The following is a 19,399-nucleotide window of genomic DNA, read 5'->3' as shown; positions in this document are numbered from 1 at the left end:
AATTTACTATTAGACAATCTGATTTAAATAATATTCCTAGAAATAACGAATTTCATTATGCTTTTTGGAATAGTATTGACCACCAGTGGCAACGTGAAACTCAGTTTGTGCCAGAGGTTTGGGACGAGGATGCTGGAAGAATGAAACCATTGTTATTACTTCCTAAAAGATTGGTAGTGAAAAAGTTCTTAATAGGACCTGAGGAATATCTTATGAAGGTAGTAATTACGTGGAGACAGGAAGTACACCGTGATATGAATAGTGATATTCATAGAAATAGAACGGAAGGTCAAAGATTTGCAAAAAAAGATTTGATAAGAGATGAAGAAGTTACGAATGAAGGTCGATCCGTTAAGGATTATCTTATTGAACAAACGAGGACAAATACTGATTTGATAGAGACTGAAAGAGACAGAATCTACAATATTCAAAGAGGTACGAATTCTAATAAGTTGGATGATGAGGATTGGGAGAATTATTTTAGTGAGGAAGAAGAGTAGTAATTTATTTCTCTTTAGATTTTTAGTTCGTCAATGTAACCGGACTTTGGCGAAGCCAATGGAGGATTAAGAATTGACGAACTAAAAATGGTTTCCAGGCTGTCGAGGACGAAGCCAAAAGGGAAAACACTCTTCTCCCTTTTGGCTTCGTCCTCGACAGAACCGTCGGAGACTGAAGCGATCCAACGGGCTGTCGTTGGCCGGATGAACCTCAGGGACGTTCGGAATGGGGTGGTTGTTGTGCTTCGGAGAAGCACCTGGCAGAGCCAGCCGGCCTCGCAGAGCACCGAAACTTTGCTTGCAAAGTGTAGTGTGCTACGCTTCGTGGTTGTGATCTTACTTTTAAGGTGGTGCTCCAGGCCATGAGTTACGTAGTTCTCCGAATGCAAAAGTTCAAACAGAAAGACCTCAAAGGCATCCAGATACATAATCAACGAGAACGGGAAAGCCAAACAAATATGGATATTGATGAAGTTCGATCATCGGAAAATTATGATTTACTTCATGATGGACCCATCGATTATAACAAACAGGTGGAAGCACGAATTGAGGAAGGCCGGACAGTAAAAACGAAAGTACGAAAAGATGCAGTCCGGATCGCGAGCTTTTTAGTGTCTTCGGACGAAGAATTTTTTAATGGACTAACACTGGAAGAAGAGAAACAGTTCTTTGAGGATTCTTTAACGTTTTTTCAGGAACGATACGGCAAAGAAAACATTGCGTATGCGATGGTTCACAAAGATGAAAAAACACCCCACATGCACGTAGGGCTTGTTCCTCTCACCGATGATGGTCGATTGGCAGCCAAAGACTTCTTTGGTAAGCCGAAACAGTTAGTGGAGTTACAGGATGACTATGCAGGCTTTGTGAAGGCCCAGGGATTTGATTTGGAACGTGGGGTGTCTAGCGATAAGAAACACATCGAGGAACGCCGTTTCAAGGCTCTGACGGCCGAGAAACGAGCAGCGAGTGCCGACAGCAAGTTTGAAAGCACCTTAAAGAAGCAAGACCGGGCTCAAAAGCAGTTGAACCAAACGGAAAAGCAACTGGAAAAGATGAATGGCCAACTGAACGCAGCTGTAGAAAAAATGAATGAAGCCAAATTCCAGACGGGGAATTTGGAAAAGTTGAAAGAACAAGTACAGGAAGCTGAAGAGGAGCTGCAGCAGAAACAAGCGATGATCCGGAAAGCGGATGAACAGAACGGTAAATTAGAGAATATCGAGGAGATTGTTGAGCGAGCTGAACCAAAAAAGAAGTTTTTCAAAGATACGGTTGAAATGCCACTTGAAGACTTTGAACGATTCAAGCAGGCGGCCCATCATGGTGTTCAAATGCAACAGCAAGTCGAGCCGTACCGAAAAGAAAATGCTCAACTGAAAACGGAGCTGCAGAAACAAAAAGAAATATCGAAACGACTGCATGGAGAACGAGAGGAAGAGCGAACGAAAAAAGAAGAATGGAAAGCCAAATATGAAGGTATGATGAGAAGTGCCAAAGAGCATATGAAAGAAGCAGGTTTGCAATGGGAGAACTATGAGTATGTCCGGGAGTTCCTTGGAAAAATGTACGGGAAGATGAAATCTTGGGTGCAGGAGAAAGATCAGGCTGGCGGTCAGGTGACGAAGGAATGGGAAGAACGACTGCCAAAAATGAAACGGGAAGCCCACAAAGAAACAAAAGAAGATACCGGGTATCGAGTACCTGACGTGATGAAAGAAGAAACGACATCGCTAGGAGTTCAAAAGCGAAAGCATCGGGACCGGGGAATGGAAATTTAATAAAAATATGCCTGGAGGAATATATTCCTCCAGGCATATTTTTATTGATAAGAATGAACCCCTAATCGCTCTACTAATTAAAGATGTGGTTGTTAATGGCGTCCCAATCGTCATTAGAAAGCCAACCCTGTTTATTGTTTTTCACCTCAATAACTATAAAGTTATCGTTTTTATCTAGATAAGGTATTACCTCATCTGTAAATTCTTCAGGAGTAAGGCGACTTTTTACTAAAAAGCTGGACTTCCATCGGGTGAAGTAAGTTATGCTGTTATTCTCGATAACTTTTATGAGATTTTCATAATTTTGCCCTGGTGAATTCAAATCATAAGTTACAAATAAGACAGGCATTTGTATCATCCTTTCATAATTGTTTTAGTAATTATTATTGAGATATTTGTACTCATTTTCTTCTAATTCGTAACCGAAGTCGTGTTTTAAGTTAGCGACTGTAGAAGCAATAGATTCCCTGGAGTTAAGAATTTTATCATTGGATATCACTCTTCCCCAGAATAGTTTATTCGCTCTAGACCAATCGTAGGAAAATAAACGGTCCAGTTCCCGTTCTTGCTCGGAGGAATGATCATAATGACTGAAGATATACCCTGCGATTCTAGAGGCAATGACCATTCCTGTACCTGTGGTTATGACATATTGATTTCTAATTTCCGGGGTTTTTTCCGGGTTTCTAAGAGCTTCAGCTATAGCTGCATTCACTTTTAATTTTTCAAAAAACATTTTGCCATGCTCTTTAATAAGTTTCGAATGATCTTCGTCACTAAAGAAATCCTTAACCTTCTGGGTACTGCTGGCTTGAGAATTAAACCCTGCCATTTCGATTACTGCATTTTTAAGGTTATTAATCGTGTAAATATCTTTTGAAAGTTTGCTTACATTAGTCGACAAACGCTCTGTCGTATTATTTAGATATTCGATCTCTTCGGTTAAATCTACGACTATACTTGAAATAGGATCTCTCGTATTAAACAAAGTATTGATTGAGGAAGTTGTTTGTTTAGCATTTTTGTTTACATCTACGAAATCTTGTCTAATTTTTTTCGGTCTATCTTCATGAACGATGTTTAAAAGCATGCTACTTTCGGCAATGTTATCAGCAGATTCATTAGCTAAATCTCTAATAGCTGCGGTTCGGTGATTGCCGTCTAAACATTCAAACTCGTAGTCGATGGGAAGTACAATTATTCCGGCGACTGACCCGCCACCTTCCAAAATTTCTTGTTCGTTGACTTGTTGGCCTTCAAATTGATAAGGTCTAAAGTCTAGCTTTTCATAGGAAACAAGGGTAATAGGAGGCAGGGTGAATTCCTTTTCTTCTTTAATATAATTTTTGATGCCTTCTTTATGGTTTTTATCTAAAAATCTGTTTTTAATATCTTTTTGAATGATTTGTTGATTTTTTTTCTTAACTGCAGAGGTTTGGATGAATTTTCCTAAGGTTTGGTAAGGAATCGTGGCAGCGTACCATATCCTTTGGCCACTCCTATATTTGAGGGCTGGAATTTGAATTGTATTTGTGGGGCTACCTAAGCTCATGCTTTTAACATTGTGTGCTTGCATTGATAATCACTCCATTCAGATTTTTTATGTCTCATTTGCTATTAATAACGTATCATTTAAAATTTATTACGTCAACTATAAAACGTAATAAATTTTAAAAACATATTTTTACGTCTATTTTTTTATGAAAAACATCCTATTTAATGTTTTTCATAAAAAGTCCATCCTTTAAAACAAAGGATGGACGATTATAATTTCATCTACCGTAACGATGTTCTTCTCGAAAAATACCCACTGCACCGGTTATTCGGAGCCAGGGGTTTATGCAGTGGGGTGTCCGTGCGGGCCGGACACGGCCCCGGAACCGCCCGGCCTGGCAGGGCCGTATGAAAATTGCATGGCGCTTTTCATGCGCTTTTGGCCAAACCCTGATTTATCGGGCTTTCAGCCATGATCTAGTTACCATAATGCACATTATCGGCTAATGATTAACATCAATTACTCAGTAGTACAACATATAATGTATGTAAGCATATATTTTTAGCGAATTCATTTTAAAATGCAAATTTACTGACTGATTCCCTCACCAATTGCTGCCAAGGCAATTAGTGGGAGGATGATGAAAAATAAAAATATTAATAAATGTTTTGCTAATAGTATTGAACTCACATTTTGTTTTTTCTTTTCGCGATTTTTAACAATTATTTTTTTTATAATTGATAATTGAAAGTGAAATATTAAGCATGACATTAAGATAAATGCAGATATTTCTATCACTCCATGAAAAAGGACTTCTGATAGAAATAATCTAAAAAAATTCTCTTCCAAATCTTGAAAAATAAAAATTATAAAACCATATATTACAGCGTTATAAAGCAATACAATATAGAAAAGAAACGGAATCGGAACTAATGCTAATAGTATCATTTGTAAAGGGACCATAATATTATTCAAAAAGATATGCCAAACATAACTAGGTGTTCCTTCATTTGTTTTATCTACTTGATCACTGCCAAGATCTTCAATAAAATTTTTGTAATCTATTGTTAATAAAGATGCGACAAAATAAGAAGAAACTAAAATTAAAAGAAACCCCCCCCATGTCCATAAAAAAGTGCGATGATATTGGGATTTATATATTTTCCATAAGTTTTTATACATAGTGGATCTTCCCAAGTAAAGACTTTTGAAAAACTAGTGATGACAAAACTGGATTAGCGGAAAATTCATCTAGACTGTTACATCTTTTTTGTTAAATACATAAAAAGTAAAGAATACAATAATTATTAAGTAAAGAATACTAACGAACGCTGAAAAAGAATAATTTAACCCAGAGATTGGAGGGCTATTTCCTACGAGATAGTTATTTAGATCCCAATTAGACATTAGAAGATATTTAGCACCTGTTTCAGTTCTAGCTGCTACTGTATTTACGATAGAAGAACCCATTAAAACCAATAACAAACTTAAACTAAGCGCTGCTTTAGAAGAGTTTGTAATAGTAGAAATCGCAAAGGCCACAGTAGCTACTATAAACAGATAAAATAAATCTCCAATAATCATTTTTGATAAGTATGAAATAAAGTTAACATCTGTATATCCTGAATTACTCTCTAAGACATAATTAATAGTCGGATTAATTGAAGCAAAAAACATACTGAAAATAGAAGTAGACAATATTAATGTCGCTAAAAATAAAGTAATGATTACAAGCATAGCGATATATTTTGCTCCTAATATTTGATTGCGACTATATGGGCGAATTAATAATAGTTTGATCGTACCTATATTAAATTCTTTAGAAACAATACTACTAGCTAAAAAAATCGCTAGGACACTTAAAATTATAGTGAAATTTGACAACTGCGCTAAATTATCAAATAAATTAAAGCTGTCAGCAGGCGGGATATCGTTTTCTAAGTGATAGTTTAACTTCTCGATTGTTGCATTATTGGCCTCTACAGTAACTGAATCATTAAACGACAATTCTTCATTATTCGAGCTATTTTGTATAGATGCATTCTCATTTTCTCTTTCGACGATAGACTCTTGAGTATCTTTTTTCCAACCTTCTCCGGAGGAATAAGTGTTGCTTGCCTCCCCTACAAACAAAATGGGAGCCAGGACATACAAAAAAGATGCTAATATAATTGCTACTAGAATAATATAATTCGTCTTTTTTACAAATTCTTTCTTTATTTCATTTTTTACCAAACCCAACATATTTTAATCACCTTTTGTTGTTTGTGTTAATTCCATAAATTTTTCTTCTAATCGCTCTATTTTTTCTTCAATCCTAAAAACTTTAATTTCATTAGTTACAAAAAAGTCTACAACTTTAGGTATTTCTTCTTCTGGACAGTATAATATTATTTTTTCTTCATTAGCTTCGAAATGAAAATTGGCCTCATTTTGTTTTAAGAGTTCAATCGCTTTATTGTAGGGTTCTACTTTGAAAACAAATTCTTGTTCTTCATTGATATAATTAGCTTCCGCTAGGTCAATCATTTTTCCTTGCTTAATGATGCCTATTTGATCACACATAAGTTCGATTTCATTGATTAAATGACTGGAAACAATTACTGCAATATTTTGCTCAAAAGCAATTTTCCTAATATATTTTCTCATTTCGAATATTCCATTCGGATCTAATCCATTGGTAGGCTCATCTAAAATGAGCACTTTAGGGTCATGTATCAAAGCTTGCGCAATACCTAATCTTTGTCTCATTCCTAAAGAATAAGTAGAAACTTTATTTTTTGAACTTTCGTTCAATCCCACAAGGTTTAGAATGTTTTTTATTTTTGTCTCAGATTTCACACCACTCAACTGACCAAAATATTTTAAATTTTGGTAACCAGTCATATAAGGATACATTTCTGGATTTTCTACTATAGCTCCAACTGAATTCAATGCTTCTTTTTTGTTTGTCTTAATGCTGTTGCCGTTTATTTTTACATCGCCTTCAGAGATTCTTATTAAACCAACCATCATTCTAATGGTAGTGGTTTTACCGGCGCCGTTGGGACCAATAAAACCGAAAACTTCTCCAGGATTGACTGTGAAGTTTAATCCTTTTACTATCTCTTTATTTTTTATCATTTTTTTTAGATTTGTAATTTCTATGCCAGAGCTCATTCCACTCCTCCTTAATGTAAGTAGTTAGTAATTTAATAGGATTTAAATTTTTTTGGGGAGTCATTTGATTAATCTTTCTTTATACCATGCATAATATTTTTCTGCGTCTTGAATTTTTATGTCCTTTAACGCTATTTTTTTATCTCTACGAGATTGAAGTGAGATTTTAACTGTAGCTACTTTAAACAATTTTTGAATAATATTTTGAGATAAAAACATTCCATGAATGTTTGTTTGCTCAATAATGAATATAAATTTTGCTAATGAACCAGTATGAATTTGTGTAAAAGAGTTTTGAATATTATAAGCTGTAGCACTGAATTTTAAGACCTGAAAACTTAACATTAGTAACAGAACTATTAGCATTTTAAAAAAGCCAATTTGATAAGAAATCGAATTAGCCCAACATAATATTGAAAATAAAGCTGTGGCTTTTAGTAGTTTCAATATTAGTGATTGAATAGGCAATCTGTCTTTTTCTCTTAAAAACAAATATTTAGGGTTAACTAACTTTGTAAATAAGTTGACTTCATTAAAGCTTATAATGGGAAGTATAGTATATACTTTTTTGATATCTGTATCAGAACTAGATTTATCTTCAGTACATAAAACTTTTAAATTACCATACTTCGTAAACCTGGTTACAATACTAGATGTGAATTTTAGACCACTTATATTCTTCTTATCTATTCCATATTCGTTTTTTTCCCAAAGACCGCGCTTTATGTATATGCTCTTTTTGTCAAAAATTGTTTCGTAATTTCCATATTTTAAGATGCTCGTAATTAGCCCATAGATTAATGAGAATAAGACAACCGCTGCAACGGTTATCGAAAATCCTAAATTGCTATTTGGTATTATTGTTATTAATGACTCGATATATTTATCGACTAAAGGAATTTTACTTCCATAATTATAGATCAAAAACACAAAGGGAATTACCATTATAAATTCAATAGAAAAGATGGAAATTAAAAGTATTTCTTTGGTAGACATGTTATGTTTTTGCTTTTTTTCCAGGTGTGTATTTGTGTATGTATTCACATTGTTATTTTCAATTTCTGATTTACTATGGATGTAATTTTCCAATTCTTTTGCATGTTTTTTTGAAATCGCGGGCAGAATCAAATTGGAATTTTCATTATGACTAGACGAATCTATAGAAATGGCTGCTAAATTAAAAAACCTATTTATAGCGTTTATGTGAATATGTACGCCTTGAATTTTAGAAAAAGAAATAAACTTTTTAGTCTTTTTTATTCCTCCTTCGACAGCAGAAATTCCTTCTTCATTAACAGTATATTTAAAGTTAAACCAACTCAAGAAAGTGTGGATTAACAAGAAAAACATATAAACTCCTATTGCAATATACACCGTGAATTTTGCGCCCTCAAATGACAACCATTGAATTAAAACAGCACTACCTAAAACCAAGGTAATAATTTCTTTTATATTTTTACCAAGCAGAATAATTATCCATGCTACGTGTAATCTTTCATGTTTCAACATTAAGGTCGCTCCTTAATATTTTATTAGGCATTCGAATTCGAAATATGCACTATCTTTTTTCTTAATTCTTCAGCCGTATCTTCTTCCAGTGTAGGTAACTCATGTATAGAAGATAAAGTTCCAATTTTTATATTTGATACTTTATATTTTCGAGCAATCAGGCCTTGATCAATAGAAACGTATTGTATTTTCTGAGATGGAATTATCCAAGTATTTTTCCAAAAAAGATTACCTTTTCTTAATTCGATAAAATCTTTAGAAATTATGTATCGCCACCTTTTATATCTAAAACCAGGCACTAATAAAATTTCGTAAACTGCAAATAAAAATATAATTATTAATGTAACTATCGTTGCTTTCGTTAACCATTCAGCCCAGTTAAATTGATTTATTAAAAATAGAAAAACGCTCAATAGGCATATAAGTATAGAATAAGTGACGAAACTTTCTATTCTCCATACTTTCATGGCTTTAAAAGACAATTTTTGTGGTTGTGTGTTTGTCATTTATAACCTTACCTTTAATTTTATTCAATAAATGTTTGAAAATGTTAAATTATATGTTAACATTTAATTGTAAAATAGAAAAATCAAAGACAGTAACCTAATACCGCCTTTGATCTTCAAAGTATCCTTTAGAGAACTACTTAGTCCGCACCAACGATTTCTTTAATGCGTTGAATGATAGCGTCTACCGCTAATCCGTCCGCGACCCAACGACGTACACGTCCAATGTTGTTTTTCACGAAATTGTAAACTGCTTTACCTGCTGTTGCTGCTGCTCTCAAAACTGCTATCATGTTTTCAACTCCCTAAATATTTTTGTCGAAAATTCAAATGATTATGTTGGAGCATAATTGTTTGAATTTTCTACAGGAAATGTTACCAATATTTTCATAAAAATACAATTAATATTACAATTTAATAAAGATTAGGAGATTGTTATGTTTTCAAGTAGGCAAATAGTTTGGTTGAAAAATTTAGATAATGAAGATTTAGAATTTATAAGAAGATTTGTTGTGTCTTCTGGCTCATTAAAAAAAATAGCTCAAGAATATGAAGTCTCTTATCCAACTGTTCGAGTTAGGTTAAATAATGTTATCGAAAAAATAAATTCTGCTAAATATGAAGAAGAAGGTTTAGTTGCTCTCATTAAAAAGTTGTCAGTAGAAGATCGATTGTCGCTTGATGATGCTAAACTATTAATTAATAAATTTAGAGAGGAAGATAGTGATACACAATGAGACTTTTATGGATAGCAATAGGACTAGGAATTATTGGATTACAATTTTTACTTTCAAGCTTTAAAAACCCTTATCTAGGTGGAATAATCCCTTTTATATATATAATTGCAACTATATATATCGCCTTACATTTTGATATTTTTAGCAATACATCTGATTCACTCTATTACCTTTTGTTTGTTACCATTGGTTTTATTATTTTAATGGCTGAATGGGTGAGTGGGAGAAATAAATTTTCCGAAAAACAAAATAAAGAACTAAGAAAAATGAAATCTAAAGATATCTAAGAAAATATGATTAAAAAAAGATAGAAAGCTTCCGGTATGTTAGGCCGGAAGCTTTCTATCTTTTTCATTGAAAGTTTAACTTTAGATCTAAATATCTTTGATCTTTTCTATAATCCAGTCAGGTGACGTCCCTGTCTTTAACCAACTCAAAATATTCACTTTGTTTTGAAAAACCGATTGAGTTGTTCTTGCACCAAGTCGAACTATGAAACGCAAAAAATCATTCAAAATCTCACCTCCTTAACATGATTATAGGCACTTTGTTTGAATGTTACTTTTTACAAATGTATCTATTTATGGTTTTTATTTCAAGTTACTTAAACAAAAAATGATCTTTTTTTGTCTAAAAATTTTAACTTCTGGACAGTGCCCTCAACACCCTGTTTTTATCGTCAAAAACGGGGTGTTTTCCATCTAAAAGTTCGTCTATAATGAGAAGTACAATAGATTGCAGACTTTTAGACACTTTGGAGGGACACCCATGACCCAGCGTATTGGTTACGCACGCGTTTCGACCTTTCATCAGGATTTCAGCTCCCAGCAGCAGCTGTTGGAAGAAGCCGGCTGCCATCGGATCTTTACCGAGAAAGGGACAGGAACAACAACCACTGAGCGAGAACAATTACAAGAAGCCATTCGTTATGCCCGTCCGGGCGATACCCTGGTGGTGACGAAGATTGATCGTCTGGCCCGTTCAATTATCGATCTCAACAACATCGTGCATGAACTGGCAGCCGAAGACATTTCCGTCTTGTTTCTGAAAGATAATATGGAATTTCACGCTGGAGAGGACACTAACAGCATGCAGACACTGTTATTCAATGTGTTGGGGAGCTTTGCCCAATTTGAGGCAGATCTTATCCGAGAACGTACTTCGGAAGGAAGAGAACGGGCCAAAGCCCAGGGGAAGCATATGGGCCGTCCGGGCCAAACGGAGAAGGCCGTTCAGCAAGCCCTCCAACTATTCGAAAACCGTGCCACCAATAAGATGAGCGTGAATGATATTGTGAAAGTGACGGGCGTTCCCCGTTCGACTATTTATGCCAAGCGTAAACGTGACGGCCACTAGGAGGGATGAAGATGAGAAATGATCTTCATAATTGGCATCCGTTAACCATCGAGGAATTACATACCCTATTCTCTAAAATTCCCATACATTGGTTTATGGCAGGCGGCTGGGCGCTTGATATCCATGTAGGTCATCAAACCCGAGAACATGCTGATATAGACGTGGCTATATATAGAAAAGATCAACAAATGTTATACCATTACTTAAAAGAAGATTGGGTATTATATAAAGCGCAGCAGGGAGTACTGAAACACTGGCATGAAGGGGAGCATTTAACATCCATTAATGATGTTTGGGTTAGTAAGAGGGAACGTTCACCATGGGCCTTTCAAGTGATGCTTATGGATAACGCAGCAGAAGATTGGATGTATAGAAGAGAACCATCTATTCGGTTAGAAAAAACCAAGGTCTTTCGACAAACAACGAACGGTATTCCTTATATCAAACCAGAAATCCAACTCCTTTATAAAGGAGGATCTTCAAAGATTCGAGAGCAAGACCTTCAAGATTTGATAAATGTTTTACCTCGTTTAGACAAACAAGAGAAACAGTGGCTGGAAGCATCGTTAAATAAGCAATTCCCAGAAGGCCACCATTGGTTAAAGTACTTTTAAAAAGAACATAATCGAACGAACATACCTGATTTCAGCGTTTACAAGCAACTCATGTTCAACATAATTGCGCTTATCGGAAGAAGAATCCTATTTCTGATCCACGATAACGTTCAGAAATCTCTGGACGTCTTTACGTGTTAGAATACATGCAGTCACCCGGTAATCCCCGAGTGGACTTTTCACTTGAAGGGGGGTGCTTGGATTGCAGTATATCTTCTCAGAACTTGTGTTTCCTCTTGTCGTGATGATAACAGGAAACGTCTTTCTTTATTGGTTTTATAATCGTCATAAGGATGATTAGGGTGACTAAATCCAATAATGAAAAAACCCCACGTGTTAGCGGCACGTGGGGTTTTCTTATGGTACTTGAATGCAGATATCTTCTCTCCCCATTATAGTAGCACATTTTAGCCAATTACTAAATGCATAAATACTATACATAGTGCACATTATCGGAAGCCCGCACCGTATAAGCCATGCAGCCGTATACACGAATTAGACCATTCCCCCTGCCTGTCGTTCAGCAGGGGGAATGGTCCATGTAACTTATAAGGAATTAAAGTCATTAAACTCTTTTAAGCAATATTTGTACACTTCGACTGAGTCATAAAATAACATTAAGAGTCGTTCTCTTTATGCTCCTCCTCTTTCTCTTTCTCTCTTCCTCTTTCTAATTCGACCCTAAGTGTCTCCAAATAATCATCATTTTTATCTTTGGTCCCGTGCCTTTTTTCAATTAGTTCATCTCTGCCTTGTTTGTTATTGGAACGATTTTCTTTATCTTTGGCCATCTATCTCACCTCCTTTGATATCATAGTTAGTAGAGAATTAAACTATGATACTTTGTAAACAATGATTTTTAAATTACTTGTGGGGTGGAGATAAGTAAAATCAATTTCTTTAAACTTATCTTGTCGTTGAGCCTCCCGAAACATTTTCTCTCCAACCACTTTTATCTCTAAGTCCTCCATTTTCCCAGAGAGTGAGGTCTTTTTTAAAAAACCTTCCGAAATTACATCACCTTCCATATTACAAATACTTACAGGGAGTATATCATTTGGCTGCACAAATTCTTCATGCCAAACACTGCTAAAAAATTTAGAATTACTATTATTGATATACTTTCTCCAAAAGTCCCGAATTCCGTTTACGCAATTTCTTATTAATTCACATTTTAAAATTAGATCTAAAAATAATTTAACTGGGTTAGGAAGTTTTCCAATAAACCAGATAAATAATAAAAACATGTATCCATAGGCAATGGAGAAAAAAAGAGCTGTTATAGCTATTTTAATTAAATCATCAATTATGTTGAAAGCAGAATATATATCTTGAGTTTCAGGAAGGCCTTTATCCCATCCCAATTGACTTGATATTAATATGGTCGTCAAAAATATTGGAACATCAAATAATAACGATATTAAAGTTTTTTCAAAAGCATCTGCTTTTTCACCGAAACTTATAGTATGATGTTTAACTACCAAATAAGATATAAATCCTGGAAGTATAAAAATGAAAGTTAATATAGCAGTGATTTCCACTTAGATTCACCTTACTTTTCTCTAAATTATGCTTGGGGGAAGTGAAAATAAAGAGGTTAATTGTTTTTTTATTACACAAAAGCGAACATACGATCTCTTTTATTGATAAACTATGTTACTATGAAAATCAATAAATTATTGGGGGTAAAGACATGGACAAATTAGAAAATACTCTTAGAAACTGGTCTAAAAGATCTAGTGATTCTGAGAACCAAAAATCAGAAAATGCCACTAAAATGATTAGAAAAGCAATTGATGCTTCACCAAAGTTATCCTCAAGAAATATTCAAATTATACCAAAAGGTTCCTATCACAATAACACAAACGTTAGACTTAACAGCGATGTAGATGTAGCCGTTAAATTAACAGATGTTTTTTATCCAAAATATCCTGAAGGAGCGAATGCTAAGACTTTTGGCCATACAGACGGTAATTATCCATTTCATACTTATAGGCAAGAAGTAGAAGAAGCAGTTATAAATACCTTTGGTCGTGGAAATGTCGATTTTGGCGACAAATCTATAAAAGTTCAATCAAATTCTTACAGAGTAGATGCAGATGTTGTGCCTTGTATAGAATATAGAAGATACAATAGCTCACAAAATTATATATCTGGGACTAAATTTTTTGGCAAACAAAGTGACGAATCAGTTGTTAATTTCCCTGAACAACATTACTTAAATGGGGTTAGAAAAAATAATAATACCTCTAGACGTTATAAAAGGGTTGTTCGTATTTTAAAAAGACTAAAATATAAAATGCTGGACGAAAATTATGATGTTGAGAACATTTCTTCCTTTTTAATTGAATCATTGGTTTTTAATGTCCCGAATAATTATTTTAATAATGACAGAATATCCAAAGATGTAAGTAATGCTCTTGAATATCTTTTAGCCAATACTGAAAAAAGAGAAAACTGTAAACATTGGGGAGAGGTTTCCGAGCTTCTTTATTTATTTCATTCTGGTAGAAAATACAGTTTAGAAGAAACACATGATTTTTTAAAAGCAGCATACGATTATTTGTTTGTTCAAAAAAAGCTCTCTTAATCAACGAGAGCTTTTTGTTGTTTCTCTATAAAAACAAATTTCACCAATTGTTTTTCTATTAGTCCAATAGTGTCCCATTAACTTTAGGTCACCATTTTCTTCTGTTTTTATTCTAAGTTTAACTGTCCCCTCATGCGGAGGATTTTTATCTCTATTTTTATCTGCATTGTTAGCAAACAAGTAATAAAGAAATTTTTCACTTTCAGAACTGTTAGGCCCTTGTTCAACTATGCCGCTCATATAGCTACTGCTATATGACTGGTTCGTTTCATGAAAAACATGGATGGAATCAAAATCATGAGTAATTTTAATTCTTGCTTCGATCATTCCGGCCTTTTCTTGAGTTTCTGGATCCACATAACTAGATTTTAAAATTCCCTTCCATTCCCCGCCTAAATAAGGAATAGGTACTAAAAATTTCAAAAGATTTGGCCACTTTTTCCATATAATTTTTCTTAGCACAATATGATCAAGAGTTATAGTTATGCCTCCGGCTGAAAATATAGAAATAAATATTATGCTTATACTACCTTCAAACCCTCTCATAAACCATATAGCTATAAAAACCAAGCCTACAATAAAGTAAAAAATTCTTGCATGCAGTGTTTTATTATACAAATTAACCCCGCCTCTATTTTCATCTTTAATAATTTTAATTATAGTAGTTGAAATTACTATTATAATCTTTATAAAGCATGATTGGAACTGCATTTCTTTTGTTATAATGTTTACAAGGAATATAGACATTATAATAAGGGAGTTATAAACTTTATGAGCTTAGAATATAGGATGACAGACTTAGCTGATAAATTAGGGCTAAAGGAAAGTACTGCTCGAAAATATTATCTACTTATTGAAAAGAACGGCCATCATTTTCGAAGAAATCAGCAAGGACATATTTTATTTTCTGAAGAAGATGCGAAGCTTTTCTCACGTATTATAGAATTAAAAAACCAACCAAATATGACAGTACAAGATGCTGTAAATAGTGTTATAAACATTATGAATGAAGAAAATGGGTCTTATAAACCTCATGCTGACGAACAAGGACTAATGAATCGTGAAACCTGGGAGAAATTTTCATCTTTCCAAGAAGAAATTCATGAACTTAAATCTATTATCCAAAAGCAAAACGCCTTAATCGAGAAGCAGCAAGAAACTTTTGAGCAAAGAGAAAATATGCTTTGGGAAAAATTAGAGCGTATTGAAGAGAAGTTAAATGATCCAGGTGCTTCTAAGGAATTAGAAACAGAAAAGGAAGATCTTGAAGAGGGTAGAAAAGAACAAAGACCTTATATTGACGGCACACATGTCACAAAAGAGCAATTATACGAACCCGAAGTACAAGAAAAACATAAATCAGAACAAAAAAAAGAAGCCCCTCCAAAAAGCTGGCTTCAACGACTATTGAATAGATAAATTTACCAATAAATCCGATTGCAAATAGGGGTTCAAAAAGGTATGGTATATGTAAGTAAACGAAAAAAGCAACCGAGCTGCAACTCGATTGCTTTCAGGAGTTTTCTCTCCAAATCATCTAGCACAGATGAAAAACATATAAGTTAATATCAGTGTATCATATTCCCTTTCCCATGCAAGGGATTCGTATACTTAATTTTCATTATATGATTTTGTTTTTGGTCCTAGCTAGGTATTAGCTTTGTCGTAGAGAGAACTCCTTCCAACAATTTATTGCAGAAGGGGTTTTTATTATGTCATTAAATATTCTCGATTTATTAAGAGCAGACGGGAGTATTGTCGTAAACAAAAAATTAGCACATCAAATTGGGTTGGAAACAGCTGCAATTTATTCGGAATTGGTTTCTCTTTTTCAGTATTGGTCGAAACGCGGGGAATTGGTAGACGATAATAAAGAAAAGTCAGCCCAAGCTAAGTGGTTTTTTGTGACGATTGAAAACCTGGAAGAAAACACAACGTTAAAACGTTCAAAGCAAGACAAAGCGATAAAAAAGCTGAAGGAGTTAGGGCTCATCGAAACCAAACAAATGGGCTTACCCAAAAAAAGATATTTTACCATCACGGAAAAAATCAATGAATTTATCACGGCACACAAGAGTGTTGAAAATAAACACTCTGATAATGACAGTGGTTCTAAGGACAATAATGAAGCGAATAGCAGTTCAAATACCGAGAATACACAGAGTGTTGAAATTGAACACTCTGGAGTGTCGAATTCCAACACTCTAAACTGTTCAATTTCGACAACTAATAATACTAGAACTAATAATACTAAAATTAATAAAGAACTTATTGTTAACAAGAACGTTAACAATGATTTATCTATCATTAAAAATCCTTTAGCAAATGAACCGGAAGATAAAAAAATTCAAAAGCTCGAAAAAGAATACCAGTCCAAAGGACTTTCTTTAAAAGTCATTAGGCTAGTGAAACAAGAAGTGGATACTAAAAAAGATGAAATTAAAAACTACATAGCTTACTATCGAACGTGTCTCGACAACACTTTGTACAAAAGCCGATTCAAACATGGTCTAATTAGTGACCCTTATTCACATCTGTCTAAAGATCATCCTTTACGTCAAAATTGGTTACAGCAGTAGAGAATTAATAAAAAAATCACCTAAAAGGACGATATATTTAGGGAACTAAATTTAAATCAAGGTGGTAAATAACATGAATACTCATTCTCTTTACGCTGCTAATCTTTTTAACGAAATTTTAAACAGAAATACTTATGAATGGACTACTTCTGAATTACAGCAAGCAAGAAACGAACAGACTTTAACCGAACAAAAAGAAATATATGACAATATAGTTGAAACTCTTTTATCAGAGAAATCTGACTTACAAAATGTGGCTAGACAATATAAAGATCTATACGAGCAAATAGTTATCCAGCCTGAGGATATCCAAATGCTTAAAGAGACGTTTAAAAGATTTCTAAAATTATATAGGAGCATCCCCGTAGACGAGCACCGGAGAAAACTTTTTTGGAGCGATGAGTATGAAGAAAAAATGAAGAAGCAAGACGAGCTCCTAGAAAACTTTATCGAGCTCATAGACTATAAAACCCTTCAAACTATGCAATTATTAGGATTTGATTATAGGGAAGCTATTGGACAACCATTAAATGAGTTATGTGCCTCTCTTATTAAAAAGAAACTCAAAACTAAACCTTAAGATACGTACAATTTATAAATGAAGACGTGGCCGGAGAATAAGCTGAAGGAGACAATTGTTATTCCTAAAAAGAGTAGTAACAAGATTAAGTTTCTAAAGGAAAGCAATTGATGGCGGATTCCGGCCTATTCAAAAAATCAAATAAGTTGTTCAAAGAAGGCGAACTTAAGCACTATAAAGAAAAAGAACCAACGGAATACATATGTACATTGTATTATCATCGAAGTCATGGAAATTAGGTAGAATAGAAAAAGCGACTTTTAATATCTGATGAAAGTAAATAAGTGAATAATGATTTTATTTATTATAAGTAAATTGATTAGTTAGGGGGGTTACTTTGTCTGGTTTGGTTAAGGATTTGCAGGAAAAAGCTATTTATAGTGATAATGATGTTAGTACTCTATTAAGAATAGCTTTTCTAGTTGCTGAAAAATTAGATTTAGAAGATTCTGAGCGTTGGATTTCAAAAGAGCTTAATGGTTATAAAAGAAATGATAAGATACCGAGTTATAGAATTCTTGATGGAAAGATCGGTTATCAATTATCAATTAATGGTGAGTGGAACTTACTTGATATAAATAAAGATATTGTAGATAGAAATGATCTTGGGAAAAAATATTTAAGGAGTTCAATTAGTCATTTAGAGAATTCAGTAGAAAATTCTCCCCAGTTTGTACATTTTTCTTTTAGTGATTTCGATAATTCAATAATTAAACAATATGATTTTGATTTATTGTCCGGAAATAGTGAAACGATATATTCATTAAGGATAAATACTACTGCTATTAAAAGTATTCTTAATGAAGTTAGAAATAAAATTTTGAAATGGGCTCTAGAGTTAGAAAAAGCTGGAATATTGGGTTCAGGAATGAGTTTTTCTAATTTAGAAAAAGAAAATACTAAAGATTTTCATTGGACTATAAACAATGTTTTTAACGGTGGTGTTAGTAATTCTCAGATTCAACAAGGAACGCAAGATTCTTCCCAGTCTATGACAAATAATCAGTTAACTTTTGAATTGGATAAAATAACACGTGTTGTTGATTCTTTTAAGAGTGAACTACATTTATCTAGTGAAAAGCATATCTCTTTAGAAGAAGAATTAGAGTTTCTAAAAAGAGAAAAAGAAAAAGATGAGCCGGATCGTACAAAGATATTCCGAGCAGTGGATGTAATTAAACAAATAGCTACTAATGCTGGGGGCGGCGTAGCTAGTAGTCTAATATTGCAAGCCTTAGCAAACCTGCCTATTTGACTGATAACTTTGCCTGGTGAATCAAAAAGTGTTTGATGTCTTTTATAAAAGCCTAAATAGAAAGCAATTAACGGAAAACCGCGTCCTGTTTAAAGAAAGCGAACTTGAGCACTATAAAGAACAAGACTTAACAGAATATATTTATGAACTACTTTATTATTGGGGGAATGGTAATTACGTTGAAGATAAAAAAGACTATTAACTGATTTTGATCGTTACGAGGTTAATTCTGAATTAATTGAAGAAAATAAAGTAGTTGATGAATAGTTTTCTAGGGGGAGATTTTATTGAGAATCTCAGAATATTTTGAGCTAGAACAACATGGACAGGAAAATTTTGAATTTCTTAATCTAAGAGTCAATGGTGATAATGAATTATTTTTAGATCCAACTAGAATAGCTGCTGAGCCAGGATATGGTGATTGGTCTGCAAAGATTAATGACTTTCATTTCACTGTTTTCAATCTGTACGAAAATAATAGAAATGAGGAAGCTAGGAATTTATTTGTTAATTCTAGAGAGTCTAATGAAATATTTTTAGGGTATTCTAGAAGATTACCTCGTGGTACTGGCAATTCTGAGGATTCATTGGCAGCTGTATATGATTATATATCTGAACAGCATTTGTATGAGGATAATCTGGTTCGCCATCCAGAAGAGTTTATGGTTTTTATTCCTAACTTTGGGCCAGATCACTTATCAGATTTTGTAGCTAGTATTATAAAACATGAATTGGTTG

Annotated in this window: 23 protein-coding genes and 1 pseudogene; 12 read left to right on the top strand and 12 right to left on the bottom strand. The window is 33.8% G+C overall.

From position 1 onward, the window contains the following. Together SIC45_RS16185 and mobV are read left to right on the top strand one after the other, a co-directional pair. The coding region (locus SIC45_RS16185) for a hypothetical protein (protein ID WP_319633006.1) at window positions 1-500 on the top strand (500 nt) is incomplete at its 5' end. 362 nt (window positions 501-862) lie between these two features. After that, window positions 863-2,281 carry a MobV family relaxase gene (gene mobV, locus SIC45_RS16180; protein WP_319633007.1) on the top strand — a complete coding sequence of 473 codons (1,419 nt, stop codon included), beginning with the start codon at window positions 863-865 and terminating at the stop codon, window positions 2,279-2,281. Between the two features lie 73 nt (window positions 2,282-2,354). Here mobV and SIC45_RS16175 read toward each other — a convergent pair whose 3' ends face one another. The 8 genes from SIC45_RS16175 to SIC45_RS16140 form a co-directional block, all read right to left on the bottom strand. After that, window positions 2,355-2,630, bottom strand: a complete 276-nt coding sequence (locus tag SIC45_RS16175; RefSeq protein WP_319633005.1) for a hypothetical protein — start codon at window positions 2,628-2,630, stop codon at window positions 2,355-2,357. A gap of 24 nt (window positions 2,631-2,654) precedes the next feature. Further along, on the bottom strand, window positions 2,655-3,857 hold the full coding sequence (locus SIC45_RS16170; protein ID WP_319633004.1) for a DNA sulfur modification protein DndB: 1,203 nt from the start codon (window positions 3,855-3,857) through the stop codon (window positions 2,655-2,657). 507 nt (window positions 3,858-4,364) lie between these two features. Next, the gene (locus tag SIC45_RS16165; RefSeq protein ID WP_319633003.1) at window positions 4,365-4,958 is read right to left on the bottom strand and encodes a stage II sporulation protein M; all 594 of its coding nucleotides are present in this window, start codon (window positions 4,956-4,958) and stop codon (window positions 4,365-4,367) included. A 69-nt stretch (window positions 4,959-5,027) separates the two neighbouring features. Then, window positions 5,028-6,020 (bottom strand): ABC transporter permease, encoded by a 993-nt coding sequence (locus tag SIC45_RS16160; protein WP_319633002.1) that lies wholly within the window; start codon window positions 6,018-6,020, stop codon window positions 5,028-5,030. A 3-nt stretch (window positions 6,021-6,023) separates the two neighbouring features. Further along, window positions 6,024-6,935, bottom strand: a complete 912-nt coding sequence (locus tag SIC45_RS16155) for an ABC transporter ATP-binding protein (protein ID WP_319633001.1) — start codon at window positions 6,933-6,935, stop codon at window positions 6,024-6,026. Between the two features lie 60 nt (window positions 6,936-6,995). Beyond that, window positions 6,996-8,444, bottom strand: a complete 1,449-nt coding sequence (locus tag SIC45_RS16150; RefSeq protein WP_319633000.1) for a PH domain-containing protein — start codon at window positions 8,442-8,444, stop codon at window positions 6,996-6,998. A gap of 23 nt (window positions 8,445-8,467) precedes the next feature. Next, complete coding sequence (locus SIC45_RS16145) at window positions 8,468-8,950, bottom strand: PH domain-containing protein (protein WP_319632999.1); 483 nt, start codon at window positions 8,948-8,950, stop codon at window positions 8,468-8,470. 140 nt (window positions 8,951-9,090) lie between these two features. Beyond that, entirely contained in the window at window positions 9,091-9,243 is a 153-nt protein-coding gene (locus tag SIC45_RS16140; protein WP_319632998.1) for an aureocin A53 family class IId bacteriocin, read from the bottom strand. A 144-nt stretch (window positions 9,244-9,387) separates the two neighbouring features. Between SIC45_RS16140 and SIC45_RS16135 the strand changes: the two genes are divergently transcribed. Together SIC45_RS16135 and SIC45_RS16130 are read left to right on the top strand one after the other, a co-directional pair. After that, window positions 9,388-9,687, top strand: coding sequence for a DUF2089 family protein (locus SIC45_RS16135; protein ID WP_319632997.1), 300 nt, complete (start codon window positions 9,388-9,390; stop codon window positions 9,685-9,687). Further along, the gene (locus SIC45_RS16130; protein WP_319632996.1) at window positions 9,684-9,974 is read left to right on the top strand and encodes a hypothetical protein; all 291 of its coding nucleotides are present in this window, start codon (window positions 9,684-9,686) and stop codon (window positions 9,972-9,974) included. Before SIC45_RS16135 ends, SIC45_RS16130 begins: the two co-directional genes overlap by 4 nt. Before the next feature lie 87 nt (window positions 9,975-10,061). Here the strand turns inward: SIC45_RS16130 and SIC45_RS16125 are convergent, their stop codons facing one another. Continuing rightward, the gene (locus SIC45_RS16125) at window positions 10,062-10,202 is read right to left on the bottom strand and encodes an aureocin A53 family class IId bacteriocin (RefSeq protein ID WP_319632995.1); all 141 of its coding nucleotides are present in this window, start codon (window positions 10,200-10,202) and stop codon (window positions 10,062-10,064) included. Between the two features lie 253 nt (window positions 10,203-10,455). Between SIC45_RS16125 and SIC45_RS16120 the strand changes: the two genes are divergently transcribed. Next, entirely contained in the window at window positions 10,456-11,043 is a 588-nt protein-coding gene (locus SIC45_RS16120) for a recombinase family protein (protein WP_319632994.1), read from the top strand. Window positions 11,044-11,054: 11 nt separating this feature from the next. Next, window positions 11,055-11,657, top strand: coding sequence for a nucleotidyltransferase domain-containing protein (locus tag SIC45_RS16115; protein ID WP_319632993.1), 603 nt, complete (start codon window positions 11,055-11,057; stop codon window positions 11,655-11,657). 617 nt (window positions 11,658-12,274) lie between these two features. Here SIC45_RS16115 and SIC45_RS16110 read toward each other — a convergent pair. Together SIC45_RS16110 and SIC45_RS16105 are read right to left on the bottom strand one after the other, a co-directional pair. Beyond that, the gene (locus tag SIC45_RS16110) at window positions 12,275-12,448 is read right to left on the bottom strand and encodes a hypothetical protein (protein ID WP_319632992.1); all 174 of its coding nucleotides are present in this window, start codon (window positions 12,446-12,448) and stop codon (window positions 12,275-12,277) included. Between the two features lie 42 nt (window positions 12,449-12,490). After that, window positions 12,491-13,198 carry a hypothetical protein gene (locus tag SIC45_RS16105; protein WP_319632991.1) on the bottom strand — a complete coding sequence of 236 codons (708 nt, stop codon included), beginning with the start codon at window positions 13,196-13,198 and terminating at the stop codon, window positions 12,491-12,493. Between the two features lie 152 nt (window positions 13,199-13,350). Between SIC45_RS16105 and SIC45_RS16100 the strand changes: the two genes are divergently transcribed. Next, a complete protein-coding gene (locus SIC45_RS16100; protein ID WP_319632990.1) occupies window positions 13,351-14,247 on the top strand; it encodes a nucleotidyltransferase in 897 nt (298 codons plus the stop codon). On the opposite strand, the gene SIC45_RS16095 is transcribed toward SIC45_RS16100, so the two are convergent. Then, window positions 14,248-14,865: a hypothetical protein gene (locus tag SIC45_RS16095; protein ID WP_319632989.1), complete on the bottom strand. Its 618-nt coding sequence runs from the start codon at window positions 14,863-14,865 to the stop codon at window positions 14,248-14,250. It abuts the gene before it with no gap. A gap of 153 nt (window positions 14,866-15,018) precedes the next feature. Here SIC45_RS16095 and SIC45_RS16090 point away from each other — a divergent pair, with 153 nt between their 5' ends. The 5 genes and pseudogenes from SIC45_RS16090 to SIC45_RS16070 form a co-directional block, all read left to right on the top strand. Further along, window positions 15,019-15,666, top strand: a complete 648-nt coding sequence (locus SIC45_RS16090) for a hypothetical protein (RefSeq protein WP_319632988.1) — start codon at window positions 15,019-15,021, stop codon at window positions 15,664-15,666. Between the two features lie 293 nt (window positions 15,667-15,959). Then, a complete protein-coding gene (locus tag SIC45_RS16085; protein ID WP_319632987.1) occupies window positions 15,960-16,826 on the top strand; it encodes a hypothetical protein in 867 nt (288 codons plus the stop codon). A 73-nt stretch (window positions 16,827-16,899) separates the two neighbouring features. Next, window positions 16,900-17,406 carry a hypothetical protein gene (locus SIC45_RS16080; RefSeq protein ID WP_319632986.1) on the top strand — a complete coding sequence of 169 codons (507 nt, stop codon included), beginning with the start codon at window positions 16,900-16,902 and terminating at the stop codon, window positions 17,404-17,406. Window positions 17,407-17,743: 337 nt separating this feature from the next. Next, window positions 17,744-18,661, top strand: coding sequence for a hypothetical protein (locus tag SIC45_RS16075; RefSeq protein ID WP_319632985.1), 918 nt, complete (start codon window positions 17,744-17,746; stop codon window positions 18,659-18,661). 287 nt (window positions 18,662-18,948) lie between these two features. Next, window positions 18,949-19,399 (top strand): annotated as a pseudogene (locus SIC45_RS16070) (hypothetical protein); the annotation flags it as partial.

It is taken from the genome of Marinococcus sp. PL1-022, from assembly GCF_033845285.1.
Classification (GTDB): Bacteria; Bacillota; Bacilli; order Bacillales; family Marinococcaceae; genus Marinococcus.
Note: the sequence above shows the minus strand (reverse complement) of the source record. Positions and strands in the feature narration are given on the sequence as shown.

Coding starts and splice junctions, on each gene's coding strand:
- SIC45_RS16150 (WP_319633000.1), bottom strand. CDS start 8,444: ATGTTGAAACATGAAAGATTACACGTAGCATGGATAATTATTCTGCTT.
- SIC45_RS16120 (WP_319632994.1), top strand. CDS start 10,456: ATGACCCAGCGTATTGGTTACGCACGCGTTTCGACCTTTCATCAGGAT.
- SIC45_RS16090 (WP_319632988.1), top strand. CDS start 15,019: ATGAGCTTAGAATATAGGATGACAGACTTAGCTGATAAATTAGGGCTA.
- SIC45_RS16100 (WP_319632990.1), top strand. CDS start 13,351: ATGGACAAATTAGAAAATACTCTTAGAAACTGGTCTAAAAGATCTAGT.
- SIC45_RS16080 (WP_319632986.1), top strand. CDS start 16,900: ATGAATACTCATTCTCTTTACGCTGCTAATCTTTTTAACGAAATTTTA.
- SIC45_RS16110 (WP_319632992.1), bottom strand. CDS start 12,448: ATGGCCAAAGATAAAGAAAATCGTTCCAATAACAAACAAGGCAGAGAT.
- SIC45_RS16130 (WP_319632996.1), top strand. CDS start 9,684: ATGAGACTTTTATGGATAGCAATAGGACTAGGAATTATTGGATTACAA.
- SIC45_RS16175 (WP_319633005.1), bottom strand. CDS start 2,630: ATGCCTGTCTTATTTGTAACTTATGATTTGAATTCACCAGGGCAAAAT.
- SIC45_RS16115 (WP_319632993.1), top strand. CDS start 11,055: ATGAGAAATGATCTTCATAATTGGCATCCGTTAACCATCGAGGAATTA.
- SIC45_RS16160 (WP_319633002.1), bottom strand. CDS start 6,020: ATGTTGGGTTTGGTAAAAAATGAAATAAAGAAAGAATTTGTAAAAAAG.
- mobV (WP_319633007.1), top strand. CDS start 863: ATGAGTTACGTAGTTCTCCGAATGCAAAAGTTCAAACAGAAAGACCTC.
- SIC45_RS16140 (WP_319632998.1), bottom strand. CDS start 9,243: ATGATAGCAGTTTTGAGAGCAGCAGCAACAGCAGGTAAAGCAGTTTAC.
- SIC45_RS16145 (WP_319632999.1), bottom strand. CDS start 8,950: ATGACAAACACACAACCACAAAAATTGTCTTTTAAAGCCATGAAAGTA.
- SIC45_RS16165 (WP_319633003.1), bottom strand. CDS start 4,958: ATGTATAAAAACTTATGGAAAATATATAAATCCCAATATCATCGCACT.
- SIC45_RS16135 (WP_319632997.1), top strand. CDS start 9,388: ATGTTTTCAAGTAGGCAAATAGTTTGGTTGAAAAATTTAGATAATGAA.
- SIC45_RS16085 (WP_319632987.1), top strand. CDS start 15,960: ATGTCATTAAATATTCTCGATTTATTAAGAGCAGACGGGAGTATTGTC.
- SIC45_RS16170 (WP_319633004.1), bottom strand. CDS start 3,857: ATGCAAGCACACAATGTTAAAAGCATGAGCTTAGGTAGCCCCACAAAT.
- SIC45_RS16155 (WP_319633001.1), bottom strand. CDS start 6,935: ATGAGCTCTGGCATAGAAATTACAAATCTAAAAAAAATGATAAAAAAT.